Annotated in this window: 1 protein-coding gene; it reads right to left on the bottom strand. The window is 42.5% G+C overall.

The window, feature by feature from the left end; all coding sequences use genetic code 11:
- Positions 1-23,212: non-ribosomal peptide synthase/polyketide synthase (locus V7K98_RS11715; protein WP_335021872.1), on the bottom strand; the 23,212-nt coding region annotated here is incomplete at its 3' end.
- Between the last annotated feature and the right edge of the window lie 910 nt (positions 23,213-24,122).

The raw sequence follows: 24,122 nt of genomic DNA, 5'->3' as shown, positions 1-24,122 counted from the left end.
ATGCTTGAGGTTGCCCATAAGCTTGTTCATAGAGCGTTTGCCAGTCGCTCACATACTCACTTTGCCATTGAGCAACCTGCTGGGGTAATACTTTGCTTTTGAGTGCAGGTACTAAGTAAGCCGCTAACTGCTTATCACCAGTGTTATCAACTCTGGCGACAACTACACCTTCTTGTACCAAGGGATGTTGGCTCAATACTGCTTCAATTTCACCCAGTTCTATACGGAAGCCGCGCACCTTGACTTGATTATCTATGCGTCCCAGGTATTCGATATTGCCATCTGGTAAATAACGGGCTAAATCCCCTGTTTTATATAATCTACTCCCTCCTGTCTGCTCAAAAGGATTGGGGATAAATTTATCTTGTGTCAATTCCAGACGGTTGAGATAGCCTCTTGCTAACCCTACACCACCAATGTGCAGTTCTCCTGCTACACCAATGGGTACTGGCTGTAAGTGCGAGTCTAAAATGTAGATTTGTTTGTTGGCAATTGGACGGCCAATGGTAACTTTCTCATCAAAAGGCGTGCATTTTGCGATCGTGGCGCAGACGCTAGCTTCTGTTGGCCCGTAGCCATTAAAGAAGTTTCTCCCAACAGACCATTGTCTAATTAGTTCAGCAGAACAAGCTTCTCCAGCGACAATTATTGTTTGCAGGGCTGGGAGTTCTTCAATAGGCAGAACTGCTAATGCTGATGGTGGTAGGGTGACATGGGTAATGTCATAGTTGCGTAATCGTTGAATTAACGGCGCACCCGGCATGAGAGAGTCTTTAGTTCCCAGATAAAGAGTTGCCCCTGATGCCCAACTCATCAATATTTCTGAGATGCAAGCATCAAAACTGAAGGAGGCAAACTGGAGAATGCGACTATCGGAATCCACACCAAAAGCATTAATTTGAGCTTGAGCTAGGTTACATAATCCGCTATGTTCAACCATCACCCCTTTGGGTTTACCTGTGGAACCGCTTGTGTAAATCACATTCGCTAGATGAGAAGCTGTCACCCAATTAGGAAAGTTATCCTGGCTATTTTGAGCAATTTCTGACCAAATTTCATCTAAAAAGACTGTGTTGGCTTGATTTGGGGGGAGTTTCTCAAAAAGGTGCTGTTGGGTTAGCAGTACCCAAACTTGAGCGTCTTCTAGCATAAAGCTCAGACGGTCTTGAGGATATTCTGGGTCAAGGGGTACGTAAGCACCACCCGCTTTGAGAATTGCCAATAGAGCGATCACCATTAAGAGCGATCGCTCCACACACAATCCTACTAGCACATCTGCCCCGACTCCCAAAGACCGTAAGTATTGCGCCAACTGGTTAGCGCGACAATTCAATTCGTGGTAGGTGAGTTGTTGATTTTCAAAGACAACTGCAACTGCATCTGGAGTCCGCTCTACCTGTGACTCGAATAACTGATGAATACACAAATCTTGAGGATAATCCACCTGAGTATCGTTCCACTCCACCAACAATTGATGTCGTTCTTGCTGGGTGAGCAAGGGCATTAATGCCACTTGCTGCTGGGGATTATCGACAATTGCCGTAAGTAAAATTACAAAATGTTGCATCATGCGGGCGATCGTTGCCGCATCAAATAAATCCCGGTTGTAAGAGCAAAAGCCACTAAGACCTTCTGGTGCATCCCACAAGTAAACTTCTAGGTCAAGGCGAACTGAGTCAAGTCCCGAAGGCATCCCTTCAACTTTTAAATCAGGCAGATCCCAGGGGGATGTGGGAGCATTTTGGAGAGCAAACACCACCTGCGTTAACGGATTGCGATCGAGGTTTCGCTCAAGTTGCAACTCTTCCACTAACATCTCAAAGGGTAAATCTTGATGGTCGTAGGCGTTTTGGGTAACTGTTCGCACCTGCGCTAGTAATGCTTCAAAGGTCGGTTCTTGGGATAAATCGAATCTCAGTGCCAGACTATTGACAAAAAAACCAATTAACCCCTCAATTTCTGTGCGATTGCGATTTGCGATCGGTGAGCCAACTACCAAATCTGTTTGTCCACTGTAGCGAGACAGTAACACCACAAAACCCGCCAGCAGTGTCATAAACAGCGTGCTTCCAGACTCTTGAGAGAGCTTTTTCAACTGCTGCGTCAGCAAGGGGTCTAGTTGAAGTTGCTCTGTACCGCCTCGGAAAGTCTGTATGGCTGGACGGGGGCGGTCTGTGGGTAATTCTAATAGAGGTGGCGCTCCCGTTAAATGTTGCTTCCAGTAGCTTAACTGACGCTCTAGTACCTGATTTGTCAACCACTGACGCTGCCACACGGCAAAGTCGGCATACTGGATGGGTAACTCTGGTAAATCAACAGAACTACCCGTTGAAAAACTTCGATAATAGGCTGACAGTTCACCGATTAAAACGCCCATCGACCAACCATCAGCAGCAATATGGTGGATTGCAAATAGCAATATATGCTCGTCAGTCGCAACTTGCCACATTTTGACTCGCAGCACAGGGCCATTAACTAAATCGAATGGTTTGCAGGCTTCTGCTGTTGCCAGTTGCTCTACTTGTTTCCAGGGCTCTGGCAGATTTTGTAGATCGACCACTGGTAACGTGATGGTCATATTGGGATCTATTATCTGTACTGGCTGATTATTCCTAATTTCAAAATGAGTCCGTAGAACTTCATGGCGCTGAACTATCTTTGCAAAGGCTTGTTCTAAGGCTTTGACATTGAGATTCCCTACCAAACGCAAGGTGAAATCTATTGTGTACGCACCGCTTTCGCCTTCTAATTGGTTTACAAACCACAGACGCTCTTGCGCCCAAGATAGGGGGATGTCTGCGTTTCTGGAAACAGGTGCGATCGCAGGCACCGCAAAACCCAAACCAGTTTCAAGTTGAGCTAAAATCGCCTCACTTAACTGGGCAACTGTCGGTGACTCAAATAGATAGCGTAATGGCAACGAAGTTGCAAAAGCTTCTTGCAAGCGAGAAATTACCTGAGTAGCTATCAGGGAATGTCCGCCAATTTCAAAGAAATTATCGTAAATACCTACCTTTTCTACTTGTAATACTTTTTGCCAAATAGCAGCAATAATTTTTTCTGCTTCTGTATTTGGCATGACGTAATCAGCTTCATTTAGCTCATGTGTTGGCAGGGCACGGTGGTCTATTTTACCGTTTGGTGTTAAAGGCAGGTTCTCTAGCACCACAAAGCTTGAGGGGATCATGTAGCTGGGCAAGAGTTTCTTGAGATTAGCTCTTAAAGATTGAGCTAAATTATCGGGGTGATGATTTTTTATATTGGCAGAATCAGCAAACAATCTTTGATAAAAAGGTGTTTGCCGGAAATTATTTTTATAGTGATAGGAGATATATTCAAAGTTAATAATTTCTCCATTCTTTTTCAGCAAATGACCTTTAATTACATAATCTGGGTTGAGATTATTTTCGCAAAGTATCCTGGAACAAACTGCTTGAATTACATCACCGTACTCAACTGAAATTCCTGGTTCAAATACAGGAAAATAAACAGGAAGCCAGCAATACTCATGTTTCAGAATATCTATTTCTTCTCCGGCAATGGTATGCAAATTCAGCCAGACTAAAAATCCATCCATTCGCCCATTTTTTTGAATCTCAAATTTAACCTCATGTGAGAATTCTGGACTAATAGATTCATTAAAGTTCAAATCTTCTAAAACATCCACAGTGGATAGTACATTTGCTTTAGGAAATTTACTAATGCATACCCTTAAGTCAAATTGATATCCGACTTGCTCAAAGATTTTTTTAGTGTAATATGCAGGTATTTCAGCAAATTGAGGATTGTGTAAGATTTCATCTGGAAGAGTAACAACAGCTATTTTAGTAACGCTTCTTTCTGGAATCATCAAACCATCAGGCTTGAGAAATCTTCTAATGTTATTAATAATTACTGCTGCCCCTTCCGAGCCACCAATTGCCCCTACAATTTCTGAGACACAAACATCAGCGAGTTCTGGGATATCAACTAAAGTTGCATCTCCATGAATGACAGTGATTTTGTCTGCTAAACCTAATTTTTCAATACAAGCTCTTGCTTTGCGGCAGGTTTCTTCACTTCTTTCAATTGCATAAATTTTCTTGGCACCGCCTTCGACACAAAATCTGGATAAGATTGCATCTTTACCTGTGCCGATTTCAACGACTATTTTATCTTTGACTAATTGATTAATCGCTACTTTATAACTATCGTTGCGTCGATGGTCATTGGTCATAGCGTAATACAATAAGTCGTCGTAGACATAGTATTCAGCTATAGATGGCCATAGTTCTACTTTGTCTGCTGATAAATTTTTTGGTTTTTTTGATATTTTGAGTTTTTCGGGTTGCGGTACAACATAAGCTATTAGGCGTTTGTTATTCGGTTGGTCTTCCCGTGCGATAACTACTGCTTCCCGGACTTCAGGTAGCTGAGATAGTGCAGCTTCAATTTCTCCCAACTCAATGCGGAAGCCACGAATTTTTACCTGATTATCGATCCGACCGATAAATTCGATATTGCCATCACTCAAATAGCGTCCTAAATCCCCAGTTTTATAAAGTCGAGAATGCGGTTCATCGCTAAAAGGATTGGGGATGAATTTCTCATTAGTCAACTCTGCACGGTTGAGATAACCTTGCGCCAAGGAAGCACCACCAATATGTAATTCTCCTGCGACACCAACGGGAACTGGTTGTAAATACTCATCTAAAATGTAGATTTGCGTATTAGCTATGGGACGACCGATAGATGGTGAGATATTATCATTCCCTCCATCAGAAACTACTATCCCTGAAGTTGTAATAACAGTATTTTCAGTTGGGCCATAATTATTCACTACCTGGAAAGGCAATAAACTTGATGGATATCGATGAAGCTTATCTCCACCAGTCAGTAGAGTTCGCAAGGCGGAATTTTGAGTCCATTCCAGAGATAATAATTGCTCTGCCACTGGTGTTGGCAGAAAACTAATGGTAATATTTTGCGATCGCAACCAATCTTGCAAATCAACTGGTGATGCAATGATTCCAGGTTTAAGTAAATAAATACTTGCTCCTGCGGTTAGATAAGGCCACAATTCCCACACAGCAGCATCAAATGCTGTAGAAGCTACCTGAGTGGCTTTGTCTAAAGCCGTGATTTCAAAAGCTTTGTTGTGCCAGAATATGAGATTTAGCAGTGCATAATGGGTAACTAATACTCCCTTTGGTTGTCCCGTCGAACCAGAAGTATAAATCACATAAGCTAAGTTACTAGCTTTGCTAACAGTAATCAGATTCTCTTGGCTGGAGAGAGAAATTACTTGAGCATCAGTATCTAAGCATACAATCGACTCTTGATTTGGGGGCAGTTTGTCAACGAGTTTCTGCTGAGTCAGCAGTACTGAAACTTGAGCATCACGGAGAATAAAGTGCAAACGTTCAGTTGGATATTCTGGATCGAGTGGCACATAAGCACCACCTGCTTTGAGAATTCCCAACAGTCCCACAACCATTTCTAAAGAACGCTCGACGCAAATACCCACTAGCACATCGGCTTTCACACCCAATGAGCGTAAATAGTGCGCCAACTGGTTAGCGCGGCTATTCAATTCAGCATAAGTCAGTTGTTCATTTTCAAATACTACCGCCACAGCATCGGGGGTGCGTTCTACTTGTTCCTCAAACAACTGATGGATACATTTATCTTGGGGATAGTCTAGGAGTGTGTTATTCCACCCAATTAACTGCTGTTGCTCAAATTCTGTCAGCAAGGGTAATTGAGAAATTCGCTCTTGGGGATTGGCGACAATTCCTTCAAGCAGTGTGACAAAATGATCCGCCATCCGTGCGATCGTGCTGCGATCGAACAAGTCGGTATTGTACTCCAACACTCCCGCAAATCCAGTTACAGTTTTAGCGATCGCTAAAGTCAAATCAAATTTGGCAGTGACGTTTTCTGTTGGCAAATCACTTATAGTTAGCCCAGTCAGTTCCACTTGAGACACAGGCGCATTCTGAAACAAAAACGCCACCTGAAATAGCGGTGTATGGCTTAAGTTACGTTGTGGCTGCAATACTTCCACCAGCATTTCAAAGGGCAAGTCTTGATGAGCATAAGCAGACAATGCCATTTCTCGCACACGAGTTAGTAACTCTTGAAAACTAGGATTTTCCGATAAATCTGTCCGCATCACCAAGGTATTGACAAAAAAGCCAATTAACCCTTCTACTTCACTGCGATTCCGGTTAGCAATCGGTGTCCCCACCAAAATATCTGCTACTCCTGTGTAGCGGTAAAGTAAAGTATCATAAGCTGCCAACAACGTCATAAAGAGGGTGCAACCTTGTTGCTGACTAAGTTGTGTCAGTTTACTAGTTAGTTCCTCAGAAAGTGCAAACTCTTGATATGCGCCAGTGAAGGTTTGTACAGCAGGTCTAGTTCGGTCAGTGGGCAGCGATAATAAAGCTGGTGCATCTTTTAGTTGTTGTTGCCAATAACTCAATTGACTTTGCAGCACATCTCCTTGCAACCATTGTCTTTGCCAAATTGCAAAATCTGCGTACTGAATCGGCAGTGGGCTTAACAAAGAAGGCTGACCTTGAGAATAGGCATTGTACAATACTGCCAGTTCTTGAACAAACACACCCATTGACCACTCATCACTAACAATGTGATGCATACACACTAACAATAGGTGTTCTGTCTCAGACAACACTACTAATGTTGCTCTGAGTAGAGATGCACTTCTGAGATCAAAGGGTTGAATGGCTTGTTGTTGCACTAATTGCTGTGAAGCTCTTTCTTTCTCGGTTGTTGGCAGATGTTGCAACTCAACTACTGATAGTGTCCAATTCTTTTGTGTTTGAATGACTTGAGAAGCTTTTCCATCAACTGTAACGAAGTTAGTGCGTAACGCTTCATGGCGATGAATAATTTCTCGCAAGCTTTCCTCTAAGGCAGCGACGTTAAGAGTTCCTGCTAGACGCAAAGCTATGGGGATGTTGTATAAAGCACTATTGGGTTGTAACTGGTCTAAAAACCATAAACGCTGTTGAGCATAAGAGAGTGATAATTCTGCATTCTCTACTCTTGGCAAGATGGGCGGTACTATTACTTCTAAGTCTTGTACTGAGCCATGTTTAAGTATTTGTTGCTGCAACTCCCCAATAAGATGAGCTAATTGGGCAACTGTTGCGGCTGCAAACAGACTCCGCAAAGGTAGTTCTATTTTGAAAATGTTGCGGATACGTGAAACCAGTTGTGTTGCAAGTAGTGAGTGTCCGCCAATTTCAAAGAAGTTGTCATGAATGCCAACTTGCTCTACTTTCAAGACTTCCGCCCAAATTTGTGCCAGCATTTCTTCAACTGGACTGCGTGGGGCTACATATTTATCTCTTTGTTCGCTGTATAAATCCGGTGCTGGTAGGGCGCGGCGGTCTACTTTGCGGTTTGGTGTTAACGGTAGAGACTCCAGCACCACAAAAGTGTTTGGAACCATGTAAAGGGGCAGATGATTTGATAGGAACTGACGCAGTTCGCTAATGGGGGGAATTTGTTCATGATAGGGCACTACGTAAGCGACTAAACGCTTATCCCCGATGGCGTTCCGCCCACCGTTGGCGATCGCATCTTCGCGGATAATCACACAAGATATCTGCACATGGGGATGTTGGTTGAGTACGGCTTCAATTTCTCCCAACTCAATGCGGAATCCCCGAATTTTTACCTGATTATCGATGCGTCCAAAGCATTCAATATTACCGTCAGGTAAATAACGGGCTAAATCCCCTGTTTTATAAAGTCGGGGATTGGGGATTGGGGACTGGGGATTGGGAAGAATTTCTGCTCTCCCGCTTCGAGCGAAGGGATTAGAAATAAATTTTTCCTCTGTCAATTCTTTGAGGTTGAGATAACCTCGTGCTAAACGCACACCACCGATATGCAGTTCGCCTTTGACTCCAATTGGTACTGGTTGGAGATGGCGATCGAGGATGTAGGCTTGGGTATTGGCAATGGGACGACCAATTAGCACAGAATTGGTTTTTTCTGATTTGGGATGCAGCAAATCGTGGACTATAGCTGTCACCGAGGCTTCAGTGGGGCCGTAGACATTTAGACAATTGACGCGATCGCCCACTAATTGCTGCCATAATGTCACTGTTTCTGGTAGAACGGCATCCCCACCCACAGCTACTAACCGCAGACTTTCTGGCACTGTTGCATCTTCTTTAGATACCGCAACTGCCCATTCATGCCAATAGGCTGGGGTGATATTTAAGACACTCAACTTTTGTTGTTCAATAAATTGGGCAAGACTGGCAAAGTCTGGGAACATTTGCGCCGGTCTTAAGACCACAGTTGCACCTTTCAACCAAGTGGGGAAAATTTCTTCGGCTGCAACGTCAAAGCTGAAGGAAGCAAACTGTAAAACGCGATCGCCACTAGTTAAACCAAATACTTCACTAATTGCACTGCTATGACTAACTAAAGCCGCGTGAATCAGCATCACGCCTTTGGGTTTGCCAGTAGAACCAGAAGTATAAAGTATACAAGTCAAGTTTTCTGGTTTTACTTGACTCACCGGATTTTCTTGACTTTGATTCGTCAGCACCCCGGATTCTTTGTCTAAGACGATGACTTTTACACCTTCGACTGGCAAGGAATTGAGCAATTTCTGTTCTGTAATCAGCACAGAGAATTGTGAGTCTTGGGATATGTCAGCTAATCGCTGTTGAGGATAATCAGGATCTAGGGGGACATAACCGCCGCCTGCTTTGAGGACGGCTAACAATGCGACGATAACGGATAGCGATCGCTCTAAATAAATCCCAACTAGAACTTCTGGCCCCACACCAAGAGATTGTAGGTAGTGCGCCAATTGGTTAGCTTGGGTGTTCAACTCACCATAAGTTAACTGTTGATTTTCAAAGACAACTGCGTTCGCATCGGGTGTACTCAAACACTGTGACTCAAACAACTGATGAATACACAAATTTTCGGGATAATCCGCCTGAGTATGATTCCATTCGACAAATAACTGCCGTTGCTCAACTTCCGTTAACATTGGCAATTGAGAAATTTGCTGCTGTGGATTTGCCACAATTGCTTCTAGCAGGGTGACAAAATGACCAGCCATGCGTGCGATCGTGCTGGCATCAAACAAGTCTGTGTTGTACTCCCACACACCCACCATTCCAGTGGGAGCGATCGCCATTGCTAAGGTCAAATCAAATTTTGCCGTTGCGCTTTCTATTGGCAAGGAACTGACATTTAACCCAGTCAGTTCTACTTCAGATAAAGGATCGTTTTGGAGAAGAAAATCTACCTGAAACAGTGGTGCATGGCTGAGATCGCGTTCTGGCTGCAATGTTTCTACCAACATTTCAAAGGGCAAGTCTTGATGGGAGTATGCCTCCATTGCCATTTGCCGAACACGAGTTAGTAATTCGCTAAAACTGGGATTACCTGATAAATCTGTCCGCAAAACTAAAGTATTGACAAAAAAGCCAATTAACCCTTCAATTTCACCACGATTTCGGTTAGCGATCGGTGTGCCCACCAAAATATCTGATTGTTCTGTGTAGCGATAAAGTAAGGTATCAAAGACTGCCAACAGCGTCATGAACAAAGTTACCCCTTGTTCCTGGCTCAGTTTTGTCAGCTTACTAGTTAGTTCAATTGACAGTTCAAACTGTTGAGTTGCACCAGCAAAGGTTTGCACAGCAGGTCTGGGTCGGTCAGTGGGAAGCGACAATAAAGCTGGTGCATCTGCTAATTGTTTTTCCCAGTAACTCAATTGCTTTTGTAGGATATCTCCTTGCAACCATTGTCGCTGCCACAGTGCGAAATCTGCGTACTGAATGGGCAGTGGCGCTAAAGGAGAGGTTTGACCTTGAGAATAAGCACTATACAGCGCCGCTAGTTCTTGGACAAAAACACCCATTGACCAGCCATCACTGACAATATGATGCATACACATTAACAATATGTGTTCTGTCTCGGACAGTATTACTAATGTTGCTCTCACTAATGCCTGTGTTGCCAACTCAAAGGGCTGAATCGCTTGTTGTTGAGCTAATTGCTGTGCAGCAATTTCTTGTTCAGTTGCAGATAAATGTTTCCAGTCAACAACTGATACTGTCCAATTTGTTTCTGTTTGAATGATTTGAGAAGGTTTTCCATCAATTGTGATGAAATTGGTGCGTAAGGCTTCGTGACGATGAATAATTTCTTCTAAGCTTTGTTCTAAGGCAGTTTTATTGAGACTGCCAACTAGACGCAAAGCTATGGGTATGTTGTAGAACGCACTGTTAGGATCGAATTGATCTAAAAACCACAGCCGTGTTTGGGAATAAGATAGTGGTAATTCTGCATCCCGTGGTCTTGGTAAGATGGGTGGGGCAGTAAGTTGTAATTTTTGTTGCTGTAACTCCTGAATCGATTGAGCTAATTCGGCAACTGTTGCTGTAGCAAACAACTCACGCAATGGTAGTTCTACTTGAAAGTTAGAGCGGATACGTGAAACTAATTGCGTTGCTAGTAGTGAGTGTCCTCCAAGTTCAAAGAAGTTATCATAAATACCCACTTGCTCGACTTTTAGCACTGTTGCCCAAATTTGTGCCAGCATTTCTTCGCTAGGTGTGCGTGGGGCAACATATTTGTCTTTGAGTTGATGATGTAAATCCGGTGCGGGTAAGGCACGGCGGTCTACTTTACCATTGGGAGTTAGTGGCATTTCCTCCAACATCACAAAAGCCTGGGGCATCATGTAAGGAGGGAGTTTTGCTTTCAGGTAGTGGCGTAGTTCGCTAATTGCAAGGGTAGAGTGCTGATGCAAAACTACGTAGGCAACTAAGCGCTTACTTGTACTGAGGGGAGTATCTCCTGGGATATCTTCACGAGCAATAACACAAGATGTTTGCACATCAATATTTTGGTTTAGTACTGCTTCAATTTCTCCCAACTCAATACGGAAGCCACGAATTTTTACCTGATTGTCGATGCGTCCCAAGTATTCAATGCTGCCATTCAATAAATAGCGTGATAAATCCCCAGTTTTATAAAGTCGAGAATGTGGTTCATCGCTAAAAGGGTTGGGGATGAATTTCTCTTGTGTTAACTCTGGGCGGTTGAGATAACCTTGCGCCAAGGAAGCACCACCAATATGTAATTCTCCTGGTACACCAACGGGAACTGGTTGTAAATACTCATCTAAAATGTAGATTTGCGTATTGGCTATGGGACGACCGATAGATGGTGAGATATTATCATTCCCTCCATCAGCAAATACTATCCCTGAAGTTGTAACAACAGTATTTTCAGTTGGGCCATAATTATTCACGACCTGGAAAGGAAGTAAACTTGATGGATATCGATGAAGCTTATCTCCACCAGTTAGTAGAGTTCGCAAGGCTGTATTTTGAGTCCATTCCAGAGATAATAATTGCTCTGCCACTGGCGTTGGCAGAAAACTGATGGTAATATTTTGCGATCGCAACCAATCTTGCAAATCAACTGGTGATGCAATGATTCCAGGTTTGAGTAAATAAATACTCGCTCCTGCGGTTAGATAAGGCCACAATTCCCACACAGCAGCATCAAATGCCGTAGAAGCTACCTGAGTGGCTTTGTCTAAAGCCGTGATTTCAAAAGCTTTGTTGTGCCAGAATACGAGATTTAGCAGTGCATAATGGGTAACTAATACTCCCTTTGGTTGCCCCGTCGAACCAGAAGTATAAATCACATAAGCTAAGTTACTAGCTTTGCTAGCAGTAATTAGATTCTCTTGGCTGGAGAGAGAAATTACTTGAGCATCAGTATCTAAGCATACAATCGACTCTTGATTTGGGGGTAGTTTGTCAACGAGTTTTTGCTGAGTCAGCAGTACTGAAACTTGAGCATCATGGAGAATAAAGTGCAAACGTTCAGTTGGATATTCTGGATCGAGTGGCAGATATGCACCACCTGCTTTGAGAATTCCCAACAGTCCCACAACCATTTCTAAAGAACGCTCAACGCAAATACCCACTAGCACATCGGCTTTCACACCCAATGAGCGTAAGTAATGCGCCAACTGGTTAGCGCGACTATTCAATTCAGCATAAGTCAGTTGTTGTTCTTCAAATACAACTGCTACAGCATCAGGTGTAAGCTCAACCTGTTCCTCAAACAACTGATAGATACATTTATCTTGGGGATAGTCTAGGAGTGTGTTATTCCACCCAATTAACTGCTGTTGCTCAAATTCCGTCAGCAAGGGTAATTGAGAAATTCGCTCTTGGGGATTGGCGACAATTCCTTCAAGCAGTGTGACAAAATGATCTGCCATTCGTGCGATCGTGCTGCGATCGAACAAGTCGGTATTGTACTCTAACACTCCCGCCAATCCAGTTGCAGTGTTTTCCATTGCTAAAGTCAAATCAAACTTAGAAGTTGCACTTTCTACTAGCAATGGATTGACAGTTAACCCAGTCAACTCTACTTGAGACATGGGTACATTCTGGAGAACAAACATTACCTGAAACAATGGTGTATGGCTTAAGTTCCGTTCTGGCTGTAATGCTTCCACCAACATTTCAAAGGGCAAGTCTTGATGAGCATAAGCTCCTAGAGCCATTTCCCGAACACGAGTGAGTAATTCGCTAAAGCTAGGATTGCCTGATAAATCAGTCCGCATCACCAAGGTATTGACAAAAAAGCCAATCAACCCTTCTATTTCACCGCGATTTCGGTTAGCAATAGGAGATCCAATCAGAATATCTGCCACACCTGTGTAGCGGTAAAGTAATGTATCATAAGCTGCCAACAATGTCATAAAGAGGGTACAACCTTGTTGCTGACTAAGTTTTGTCAGCTTAGTAGTTAGTTCCTCAGAAAGTGCAAAATGTTGGTATGCTCCGGCAAAAGTCTGCACAGCCGGTCTGGGTCGGTCAGTGGGAAGCGATAATAAGGCTGGTGAATCTTTTAGTTGTTTTTGCCAATAACTCAATTGACTTTGCAGTACATCTCCTTGGAACCACTGTCTCTGCCACAGTGCGAAATCTGCATACTGAATTGGCAGTGGTTCTAAAGGTGTGGGCTGACCTTGAGAATAAGCATTGTATAGGGCTGCTAGTTCTTGGACAAATACACCCATTGACCAGCCATCACTAACAATGTGGTGCATACAGACTAACAACAAGTGTTCTGTCTCGGATAGCACTACTAATGTTGCTCTCACTAATGGTTGCGTTGCCAACTCAAAGGGCTGAATCGCTTGTTGTTGAGCTAATTGCTGTGAAGCTATTTTTTGCTCACTTGTTGGCAGATGTTGTAAATCAACTACTGAGACTGTCCAATTCGTTTGTGTTTGAATAACTTGAGAAGGTTCTCCATCAACGATCGCAAAGTTGGTGCGTAATGCTTCGTGACGATGAAGAATTTTAATTAAGCTTTGTTCTAAGGTATCAACATTAAGAGTTCCGACTAGACGCAAAGCTATAAGTAAGTTGTAGAAAGCGCTATTCGGGTTTAACTGATCTAAAAACCATAGCCGTGTTTGGGCAAACGACAGTGGTAATTCTGCGTTCTTGGCTCTTGGTAAGATGGGTGGTGCTGTTAATTCTAAATCCTGTTGCTGCGATCGCTGAATATGTTCTGATAATTGGGCAACTGTGGGCGCAGCAAATAAGCTTCGCAATGGTAGTTCTACCTTTAAGCTGGTACGCACGCGTGAGATTAGTTGCGTTGCTAGTAGCGAGTGTCCCCCAAGTTCAAAGAAGTTGTCATGTATCCCCACAAGCTCTACTTTTAAGACTTGTGCCCAAATTAGTGACAGGATTTCTTCGATTGGGTTACGTGGGGCAACATATTTGTCTAATAATTGGCTATGTAAATCAGGTACAGGTAGGGCGCGGCGATCTAGTTTCCCGTTGGGGGTAAGCGGTAAAGCGTCCAAGATAACTATTGCACTTGGAACCATATACTCTGGTAGCTTTGACTTCAGGAAGCTACGCACTGTGCTTACTGTGAGCGTCTGCTCTTTTTGAGGCACAACGTAAGCGGCTAAGTATTTATTCCCAGGAATGTCTTCGCGGGCGATCGCACAAGATGCCTGCACATCACTTATTTGGCTCAGTACTGCTTCAATTTCGCCCAACTCAATGCGGAAACCACGAATTTTAACTTGATTGTCTATACGTCCTAAAGATTCGATGTTCCCGTCAGGTAAATAGCGTCCTAAATCCCCTGTTTTATAAAGACGGGAATCCGGTTCATCGCTAAAGGGGTTGAGGATAAATTTCTCTTGTGTTAACTCCCTTCTGTTAAAGTAACCTTGCGCTAAAAGAACACCAGCAATATACAATTCTCCTGGTACACCAATCGGTACAGGCTGTAAGAACCTGTCCAGGATGTAGATTTGCGTGTTGGCAATGGGACGACCAATATAAGGAAGTAGCGGCCAAGTTTCTACTGAATTATTCAAAATAAAACTGGTAGCTAAATGACTCTCTGATGGCCCATACTGATTGTGCAATGTACAATCAGTTAGTTTACTAAACCATTGAGAAATGGCGGGAGTAATCTGCAACTGTTCTCCAGAAGTAATGATTTCCCGCAAATGATTATTCACCAATTCACTACTTACAGCAACTTCAGCTAGTTGCTGTAAGCCAACAAAGGCGAGAAACATTCTCTCAATTGCTTTTTCTTGGAGAAAACCTAACAAAGCTGAGGCATCTTGGCGTAATTCTTCCCCAATTAAGAACAATGTGCCACCAGAACACCAAGTAGTGAAGATTTCTTGGAAGGAGACATCAAAGCTAATTGAAGCAAATTGCAAAGTTTTTGCTCCACGAGCAATTTTCAGATTTTCCCCATGCCACAAGACATGATTGCAAAGGGCAAGGTGACTCATGGCTATACCCTTGGGTTGACCTGTAGAGCCAGAAGTATAAATTATATAAACTAAGTTATGCGCTTCTACGCCAGAGATAAGATTATCCTGACTGCACTGAGAAATTAGTCCAGCGTCAGTATCCAAACAAACAAGCTTGGCTTGATTTGGGGGCAGTCTGTCAAGAACTGACTGTTGGGTTAGCAATACCGAAGCTTGAGTATCTTCTAAAATAAAGCTCAAACGCTCAGTTGGATACTCTGGGTCAAGTGGCACATAAGCAGCACCCGCTTTCAGAATTCCTAATAGTCCGATGACCATTTCTAAAGAACGCTCAACACACAGACCTACCAGGGTATCAGTTGCCACACCCAAAGACCGCAAGTGATTCGCCAACTGGTTAGCGCGGTTGTTTAATTCCTGGTAAGTAAGTTGTTGATTTTCAAACTCTACTGCCACTGAATTGGGTGTACGCTCCACTTCCTCTTCAAACAACTCAGGGATGCACTTATGTAGTGGATAATTAACCTGAGTAGCGTTCCACTCGACAAGTAACTGCTGTTGCTCAACTTCTTTCAGCAGAGGCAATTGGGAAATTTGCTGTTCTGGGTTAGCAATAATACCTTCAAGCAATGTCACAAAATGACTCGTCATTCGCTCAATGGTACTACTATCAAACAAGTCAGTATTGTATTCCCACAACCCTACCATTCCATTGGTAGTGTTCTGCATAATCAAAGTTAAATCAAACCTGGAAGTTATACCTTTTATTGGCAATTCCCTAACAGTTAACCCAGTCAGTTCTAATTGAGACATGGGCGCATTCTGAAGGACAAACATTACCTGAAATAGTGGTGTATAACTGAGATCCCGTTCTGGCTGTAATGCTTCTACCAACATTTCAAAAGGCAAATTCTGATGAGAGTATGCCTGCATTGCCATTTCACGAACACGAGTCAGTAATTCGCTAAAACTGGGATTGCCTGATACATCAGTCCGCATGACTAAAGTGTTGACAAAAAAGCCAATTAACCCTTCTATTTCACTGCGATCGCGGTTAGCAATTGGCGAACCCACTAAAATGTCTTCTGTACCTGTGTAGCGGTAAATCAAGGTATCATAAGCTGCCAACAGCGTCATGAACAAAGTTACCCCTTGTTCTTGACTCAGTTTTGTCAGCTTATTAGTTAATTCTTCGGAAAGTGCAAAATATTGATGTGTCCCGTTGTAAGTCTGCACAGCCGGTCTGGGTCGGTCTGTAGGTAGCGACAATAAGGCTGGCGATGAAGCCAATTGTTTTTGCCAATAAGTCAATTGGCTTTGTAATACTTCCCCTTGCAACCATTGTCTTTGCCACAGTGCAAAATCTGCATATTGAATCGGCAGTGGCGCTAATGGTGACGGCTGCCCTTGAGAATAAGCATTGTATAGGGCTACTAATTCCTGAACAAACACACCCATTGACCAGCCATCAGAGACAATGTGATGCATACACAGTAATAAGACTTGTTCTGTCTCAGACTGCACTACTAATGTTGCTCTGACTAATGCTTGGTTTGCCAGATTGAAAGGTTGAATCGCTTGTTGTTGGGCTAATTCCTGTGAAGCGATTTCTTGTTCGGTTATAGATAAATGCTTCAAATCAACAACTGATAGTGTCCAAATACTTTCTGTTTGAATGATTTGTGAAGGCTTTCCATCAACCGTAATGAAATTAGTGCGTAAGGCTTCGTGGCGAATAATTATTTCTTGTAAGCTTTGTTCTAACGCAGCAACTTGAACAGTTCCGGCTAAATGCAAAGCTAGGGGCATATTGTAGAATGGACTGTCTGGCTCGAATTGGTCTAAAAACCATAAACGCTGTTGAGCATAAGACAGTGTTAATTCTGCATTCTCTGCCCTTGGTAAAATAGGTGGTGCAAATTGTTCTGAGTTTTGCTGCTGTAACTGCCCAATCAAATGCGCTAATTCTGCTACTGTTGGAGCGGCAAATAACTCACGCAATGGTAGTTCCACTTTGAAGATGTTGCGGATGCGTGAAACTAGTTGCGTTGCTAGTAGCGAATGTCCCCCTAGTTCAAAGAAGTTATCATAAATGCCCACTTGCTCTACTTTCAGGACGTGCGCCCAAATTTGTGCCAATAATTCCTCGTTCGGGCTACGTGGGGCTACATATTTGTCCGATAATTGGCTGTGTAAATCAGGTACTGGTAGGGCGCGACGGTCTATTTTGCCGCCAGGAGTAAACGGTAGAGCTTCTAGGATGACTATTGCAGAAGGTACCATGTACTCTGGTAACTTTGACTTCAGGAAGCCGCGCAGGTCGCTAATTGTAAATGTCTGCTCTTTTTGGGACACAATGTAGGCGACTAGGCTTTTGTTTCCAGGAATGTCTTCACGCGCGATCGCACAAGATGCTTGTAGATGTGGATATTGGCTCAATACTGTTTCGATTTCGCCCAACTCAATACGGAAGCCACGGATTTTTACTTGATTGTCAATTCTTCCCAAGTATTCAATATTGCCATCGGGTAAATAACGTGCTAAATCCCCAGTTTTATATAATTTACTCCCTCTTTCTTCCCCAAAAGGATTAGGAATAAATTTCTCTTGGGTTAACTCAGGACGGTTGAGGTAGCCTTGTGCTAATGCCACACCGCCAATGTGCAGTTCTCCTGCTACACCAATGGGAACGGGTTGTAAATGCTCGTCTAAAATATATACATTCTTGTTAGGTAGAGGACAACCAATAGGAACTTTTTTCTGATTGGTGTCTTTGCTAAACTGGGGAAGAATTTCAAATAGGGTGGCTGTGATGGTTGCTTCTGTGGGGCCATAGGCGTTGAGCAAACGAACACCAGACATTAGGCTTTGTTGCCAATAGGCGACATATTCGGGCAACATTACGTCTCCACCAACAATCACAAGTCTTAGTTGGCTGTTTGCATCATCTAATATTTTTGTTTTGGCTGACTCTTGAGCTAGTTGTTGCCAATAGGCTGTCGGAAGATTAACAACAGTGAGTCCAAAATCGGAAATTATTTTTTGGAAGTTTGTCGGAGTCCAGACATCTGAGCCTCGAAGTACCAAGGTTGCGCCAGCTATTAGTGTAGGAAATATCTGTTCTAATGAGGCATCAAAGTTGATTGAGGCAAACTGGAGTACGCGATCGCTCTGTACAAGTTCGTAAGCTTGTTGAATAATACAGCAGTGACTAGCGATCGCACCATGCGAGATCGTAACCCCTTTAGGTTTGCCTGTAGAACCAGAGGTGTAAATCACATAAGCTAAGTTAGTTGCTTGCACAAGTGCGATGGCATTATCCTGAGTTGACTGAGAAATTAATTGCCAGTCAGTATCTAAACATACAACCTGCCCTTGATGCCCAGGCAACTTTTCCAGGAGTTTATCTTGTGTCAGCAGTACTGTAACTTGAGCATCTTCTAACATAAAGCTCAAGCGTTCAGCAGGATATTCGGGATCGAGTGGTACATAAGCTCCACCCGCTTTGAGAATCCCCAATATTCCTACTATCATTTCTAAGGAACGCTCTACACAAATACCAACTAGCACATCTGGTTTTACACCCAGAGTTTGTAAGTAGTGCGCCAACTGGTTTGCGCGATTATTTAACTCAGCATAAGTCAGTTGTTGATTTTCAAAGATAACTGCAACTGCATTGGGTGTCCGCTCAACCTGCGACTCAAACAACTCATGAATACACAAATCTTGAGGATAATCCGCCTGAGTATTATTCCACTCAACCAATAACTGCTGCTGTTCAACTTCTGTCAGCAGAGGTAATTGAGAAATGGGCTGAATCGGATTAAATACAATTGCTTCTAGCAGCGTCCCAAAATGACCTGTCATCCGCTCAATGGTGCTGCTATCAAACAAGTCAGTATTGTATTCCCATACACCTACTAATCCGTTAGCGGTGTTCTCCATTGACAAGGTAAGATCAAATTTTGCGGTTGCGCTTTCTATTGGCAATGAACTGATACTTAATCCAGTCAACTCTACTTCTGATATGGAAGCATTCTGGAGGGCAAACATCACTTGGAACAAAGGATTATAGCTGAGGTCGCGTTGTGGTTGTAACGCTTCCACCAACATTTCAAAAGGTAAGTCCTGATGTGTGTATGCTCCTAAACACACTTCCCGAATGCGAAGGAGTAATTCGTTGAAGCTGGGATTGTCTGCCAAGTTGGTACGCAGGACTAAAGTATTGACAAAAAAGCCAATTAACCCTTCTATCTCAATGCGATCGCGGTTAGCAATTGGTGTCCCGACTAAAATATCCGATTGTCTTGTGTAGCGATGAAGCAGGATATCATAAGCTGCCAACAGTGTCATAAACAACGTTACACCTTGTTGGTGACTTAGTTGTGTTAATTCACCTGTGAGCTTCTGTGAAAGTGCAAAATGTTGATGTGCGCCTGTGAATGTTTGTACAGATGGTCTAGTTCTGTCTGTGGGTAGCGACAATAAAGCTGGTGCATCTGCCAATTGCTGTTGCCAATAACTCAATTGACTTTGCAATATATTTCCTTGCAACCATTGTCTTTGCCACAGTGCGAAATCTGCATACTGAATCGGCAGTGGCGCTAAGTGTGAGTTTTTGCCTTGAGAATAAGCATTGTACAGTACTGCCAGTTCTTGGACAAACACACCCATTGACCAGCCATCAGAAACAATGTGGTGCATACACACGAACAACAACTGTTCTGTCTCAGACAGTATTACTAATGTTGCCCTTACTAATACTTGTGTTGCCAACTCAAATGGCTGAATCGCTTGTTGTTGCGCTAATTGCTGTGAAGCTATTTGTTGCTCACTTGTAGATAAATGCTTCAAATCAACAACTGAAAGTGGGCAATTTATTTGTTTTTGAATGATTTGAGAAGCTTTTCCATCAATTGTGATGAAGTTGGTGCGTAAGGCTTCGTGACGAATAATTATTTCTTGTAAGCTTTGTTCTAAGGCGATAACTTTGAGACTGCCAACTAGACGCAAAGCTATGGGGATGTTGTATAAAGCACTGTTTGGTTCAAACTGATCTAGAAACCACAAACGCTGTTGAGCATAAGACAGGGCTAATTCTGCATTCTCTGCCCTTGGTAAAATAGGTAATGCAGACAGTTCTAAGTTTTGTTGTTGTAACTGCCCAATCAAACGCGCTAATTGAGCTACTGTTGTGGCGGCAAAGAGATTACGCAGTTGTAGTTCTACTTTAAAGACGTTGCGAATACGTGAAACTAGTTGCGTTGCTAGTAGCGAATGTCCCCCTAGTTCAAAGAAGTTATCGTCAATGCCGATTTGTTCTACTTTCAGCACTTGTACCCAAATTTGAGCCAGCATTTCTTCTAGGGGAGTGCGTGGAGCGATATATCTATCTGATGACTGGCTGTGTAACTCTGGTGCAGGTAAGGCGCGGCGGTCTATTTTTCCGTTGGGAGTTAGTGGCATTTCCTCCAACATTACAAAAGCATTGGGAACCATGTAATCTGGGAGTTTTGCTTTTATAAATTGCCGCAGTTCACTGATTGAGGGTGTACAGTGCTGATGTGGCACGATGTAAGCAATTAGACGTTTGTTTCCAAAAATGTCATCGTGCGCGATGCCTGCGGCGGGCGTAGCCATCGCACACGAGGCTTCTACATCATTATGTTGACTCAGTACTGCTTCAATTTCTCCCAACTCAATGCGGAAGCCACGGATTTTTACCTGATTGTCTATGCGTCCTAAGTATTCGATATTACCATCAGGTAGATAACGCGCTAAATCCCCAGTTTTATATAATCTACTCGCTCCTGCTTCCTCAAACGGATTAGGAATGAATTTTTCATGGGTTAATTCTGGACGGTTCAGGTAGCCGCGTGCTAATCCCGCACCACCAATGTACAATTCTCCTGGTACACCAATGGGAACTGGTTGCAATTGTGTATCTAAAATATAAATTTGAGTGTTAGCTATGGGACGACCAATGGGTGTGGTAACACCTCTAGCTTCTAGTTGCGTTGACTCATTTCTAAGTTGGTAAATACTCGACCAGATTGTGGTTTCTGTCGGCCCGTAGAGATTCCATACTTCGCTACCAGTTTCTAATAATTGATGGGCTAATTGATCTGCTAAGGCTTCTCCCCCACACAATAGTTTCATTCCTAACTGTTGAGTAGATAAGCCGGAAGCTAGCAGCATTTGCCAAGTGACTGGAGTAGCTTGCATCACTGTTGTGCCTGACTGCTGTAACTCTAGCAACAGCCTAGCACCATCACCGGCGACTTCACGCGAAACTACTACTAGCTTTGCTCCTACAATGAGTGGGAGATACAGTTCCAAAACCGCAATGTCAAAGGATATGGTAGTAATTGCACAGAAAGTATCAGAGTCAGTTAATCCTGGACAAAGACTCATGGAAGCTAAAAAGTTGACTACACTGTTGTGGTTAACTTGAACTCCTTTTGGCTTGCCTGTGGAACCTGAAGTATAAATTACATACGCCAAGTTTTCCGGTTTGTTTCCAGTGAGTGGATTTTCTGAACTGTGTTGAGCAATGAGTTGGCGATCGCTATCAAAACATACTACCTGTGCGGTATGCTCTGGCAAAGATTTTAACAATGATTGCTCAGTTAACAACAATGGCAGCGCCGCATCATCTATGATGAAAGTTAAACGTTGTTGGGGATAGCTTGGATCAAGAGGTACATAAGCCCCACCCGCTTTGAGAATCCCTAACAGTCCCACAACCATTTCTAGCGATCGCTCTACACATAACCCTACCAGTACATCGGCTCCCACGCCCAAAGACTTCAGGTGATGCGCTAACTGGTTAGCCCGATAGTTCAATTCTTGGTAAGTTAGTTGTTGATTTTCAAACACAACTGCAACTGCATCTGGAGTCCGATCAACCTGCTCCTCAAACAACTGATGAATACATTTATCTTGGGGATAATCTACCTCTGTATGATTCCACTCAAACAATAACTGTTGTTGCTCAACTTCTTTTAGCAGAGGTAATTGCCAAATCTGCTGCTGTGGATTAGCTGCAATACCTTCAAGCAAGGTCACAAACTGCCCTGCCATGCGACTGATTGTAGTAGCCTCAAACAAGTCAGTATTGTATTGCCAACATAACTGGAAAACTCCTTGAGCTTCCATCACCGCTAAATTCAGATCGAAGTCTGCACCCCGTTGATGTCCGAGGAAATATGGCTCCATCTGAAGCACTTGTTCTCCACTGTGCAATGAATTCTCTGTTGGTTCGCACCAACGTTGTGGTTGCCAAGTAAAACTAACTTGACACAAAGGAGAACGACTGGGATCTCGCTGTGGCTGGAGTTCTTCTGCTAACAGAGAAAAAGGATAATCTTGATGTTTTTGGGCTGTTTTTACGGTGTTGCTTACTTGAGCCAGAAATTCTGTAAATGTGGCGTTTTCCTGTACAGCAGTTCGTAAAACCGTCAGGTTAACAAAGTAGCCAACAATATCTTTAAAATCTCCACCCCACCGACCTCTCATTGGGCTTCCTATCAGGATGTCTTTTTGATTGGTGTAGCGGTAAAGTTGCACATAAAATGCTGTGAGCAGAATCTGATAAAGGGTTGTTCCAGAGGTTTGAGCTAGATGCTTGAGTTTTTGAATTAACTCTTCATCTAGCTTTAAAATATGTCCTATTCCTTGATAAGTCTGTACAATCGGGCGAGGTTTGTCTGCGAGTAAGTTCAAAATTGGCAATTCGCCAGCTAACTGTTCTTGCCAGTATTGCCTGTGTTTTTCTCCCCTTGAACTGGATAGCATTTCTGACTGCCAACGAACAAATTCTAGATAAGATTTATTATTAGTTAAATCATCTACTGCGGCTTCTGTTTGCTGTTGACTATTTTGCTCAATTTCCTCAGTATACAGAGCTTGAAATTGACTCAGCAGTAAATCAAAAGACCACATATCACCTGCTATGTGGTGCATTGTTAGCAAGAGGAGGTGTTCTTTTTCTGACCGAGTAAATAAATTAACCCGCAAAACCGGATCTTTTTCTAAGTTAAAAGGGCGGTCAGTTATCGCAAATATTTTTTCCTTTAAATAATCTTCACTCCAATTACTGGCATCTGTTACTTCAAGATTAAAATTATGCTGTTGGTTAATTTCCTGTATAGGTTTACCTTCATGATTTGTATATGTCGTTCTGAGAATAGGATGATTTTCAATAATCTTTTCCCATGCCAGCTTGACAGAATTAATATTTAAATAAGAATTAATTTTTACAGTAACAAATATATTATAAGCAACACTCTCTGGAGCAACTTGGTAGATAAACCACATTGCTTCTTGACCGGAAGAGAGTGGGTAACTCGTTTTTACAATTCTATCCATCAGAACTCCTTGAAACCATTATTACTCGGTTATACTAATAAAAATAATCTGCAAATAGAGCAAACAATATATTCAAAAATTAGACGAAATTACTACCTTCTATACTCTTATAATTAGAGATTTACAAAAGATTTTCTGACTAAAAAATAGCTTTTCTACGAAGATAAATTTTGCTCTTAAAAATATGTATATTTATTATCAATCTGTCCTAATTGTAAATGAATAAATGGCTTTAATCCCTCACCAAGTTTTTGATTGAGTAGTCTTTAAAGTTTGGGATCTTTAATTTGGTGGGGAGTCTAAATTTCCAATTTTACCTATTATAATTGCTGACTTTTGAATTTTGGATTTTTTTTCAATGATTTTTCTGTATTTATTTTGATCAACATAGATAATCTCAGTTTTATCAATAAAATGCAATAGCAGTTAAGACAGTTAAGTAGATAGTTAAGTAGACAGTTAAGACAGTTAAGACAGTTAAGACAGTTAAGCGGACATTTAAGACAGTTAGGAACTTCCAACAAATAAATTATCCAATTTTGTGGGGTAGGCAACATGAGCGCCTTCGACTACGGGCGCTCATGTTGCCCACCCCAGAAGAAGTAGTTGAGTATTTTTTATTTGGAAGTCTCTTAAGTGAACAGTAAAAATATTTAAACAGTAATGAATAATAGTTAAGCTGAAAATCATCTAAATTGAATAATAAAATAAAACTCTTGTGGGGTGGGCAACATGAGCGCCCTAATTATAAAAATTAAATTCAGAGCAGCTTACTAACTGTAAATAGTCTGTAGCTAGTACCATGCGGCGTAAATACACATACCATTTTTAAGCCTTACAGTCCACCGAATTTTCATAGCTTTTAATGATCTGCCTGCTTCCGCCAAGCTGTACTAGTGATTTTATCGTC

The organism is Nostoc sp., from assembly GCF_036917435.1.
Classification (GTDB): Bacteria; Cyanobacteriota; Cyanobacteriia; order Cyanobacteriales; family Nostocaceae; genus Nostoc.
This window is presented reverse-complemented; position numbering and strand designations above follow the sequence as displayed.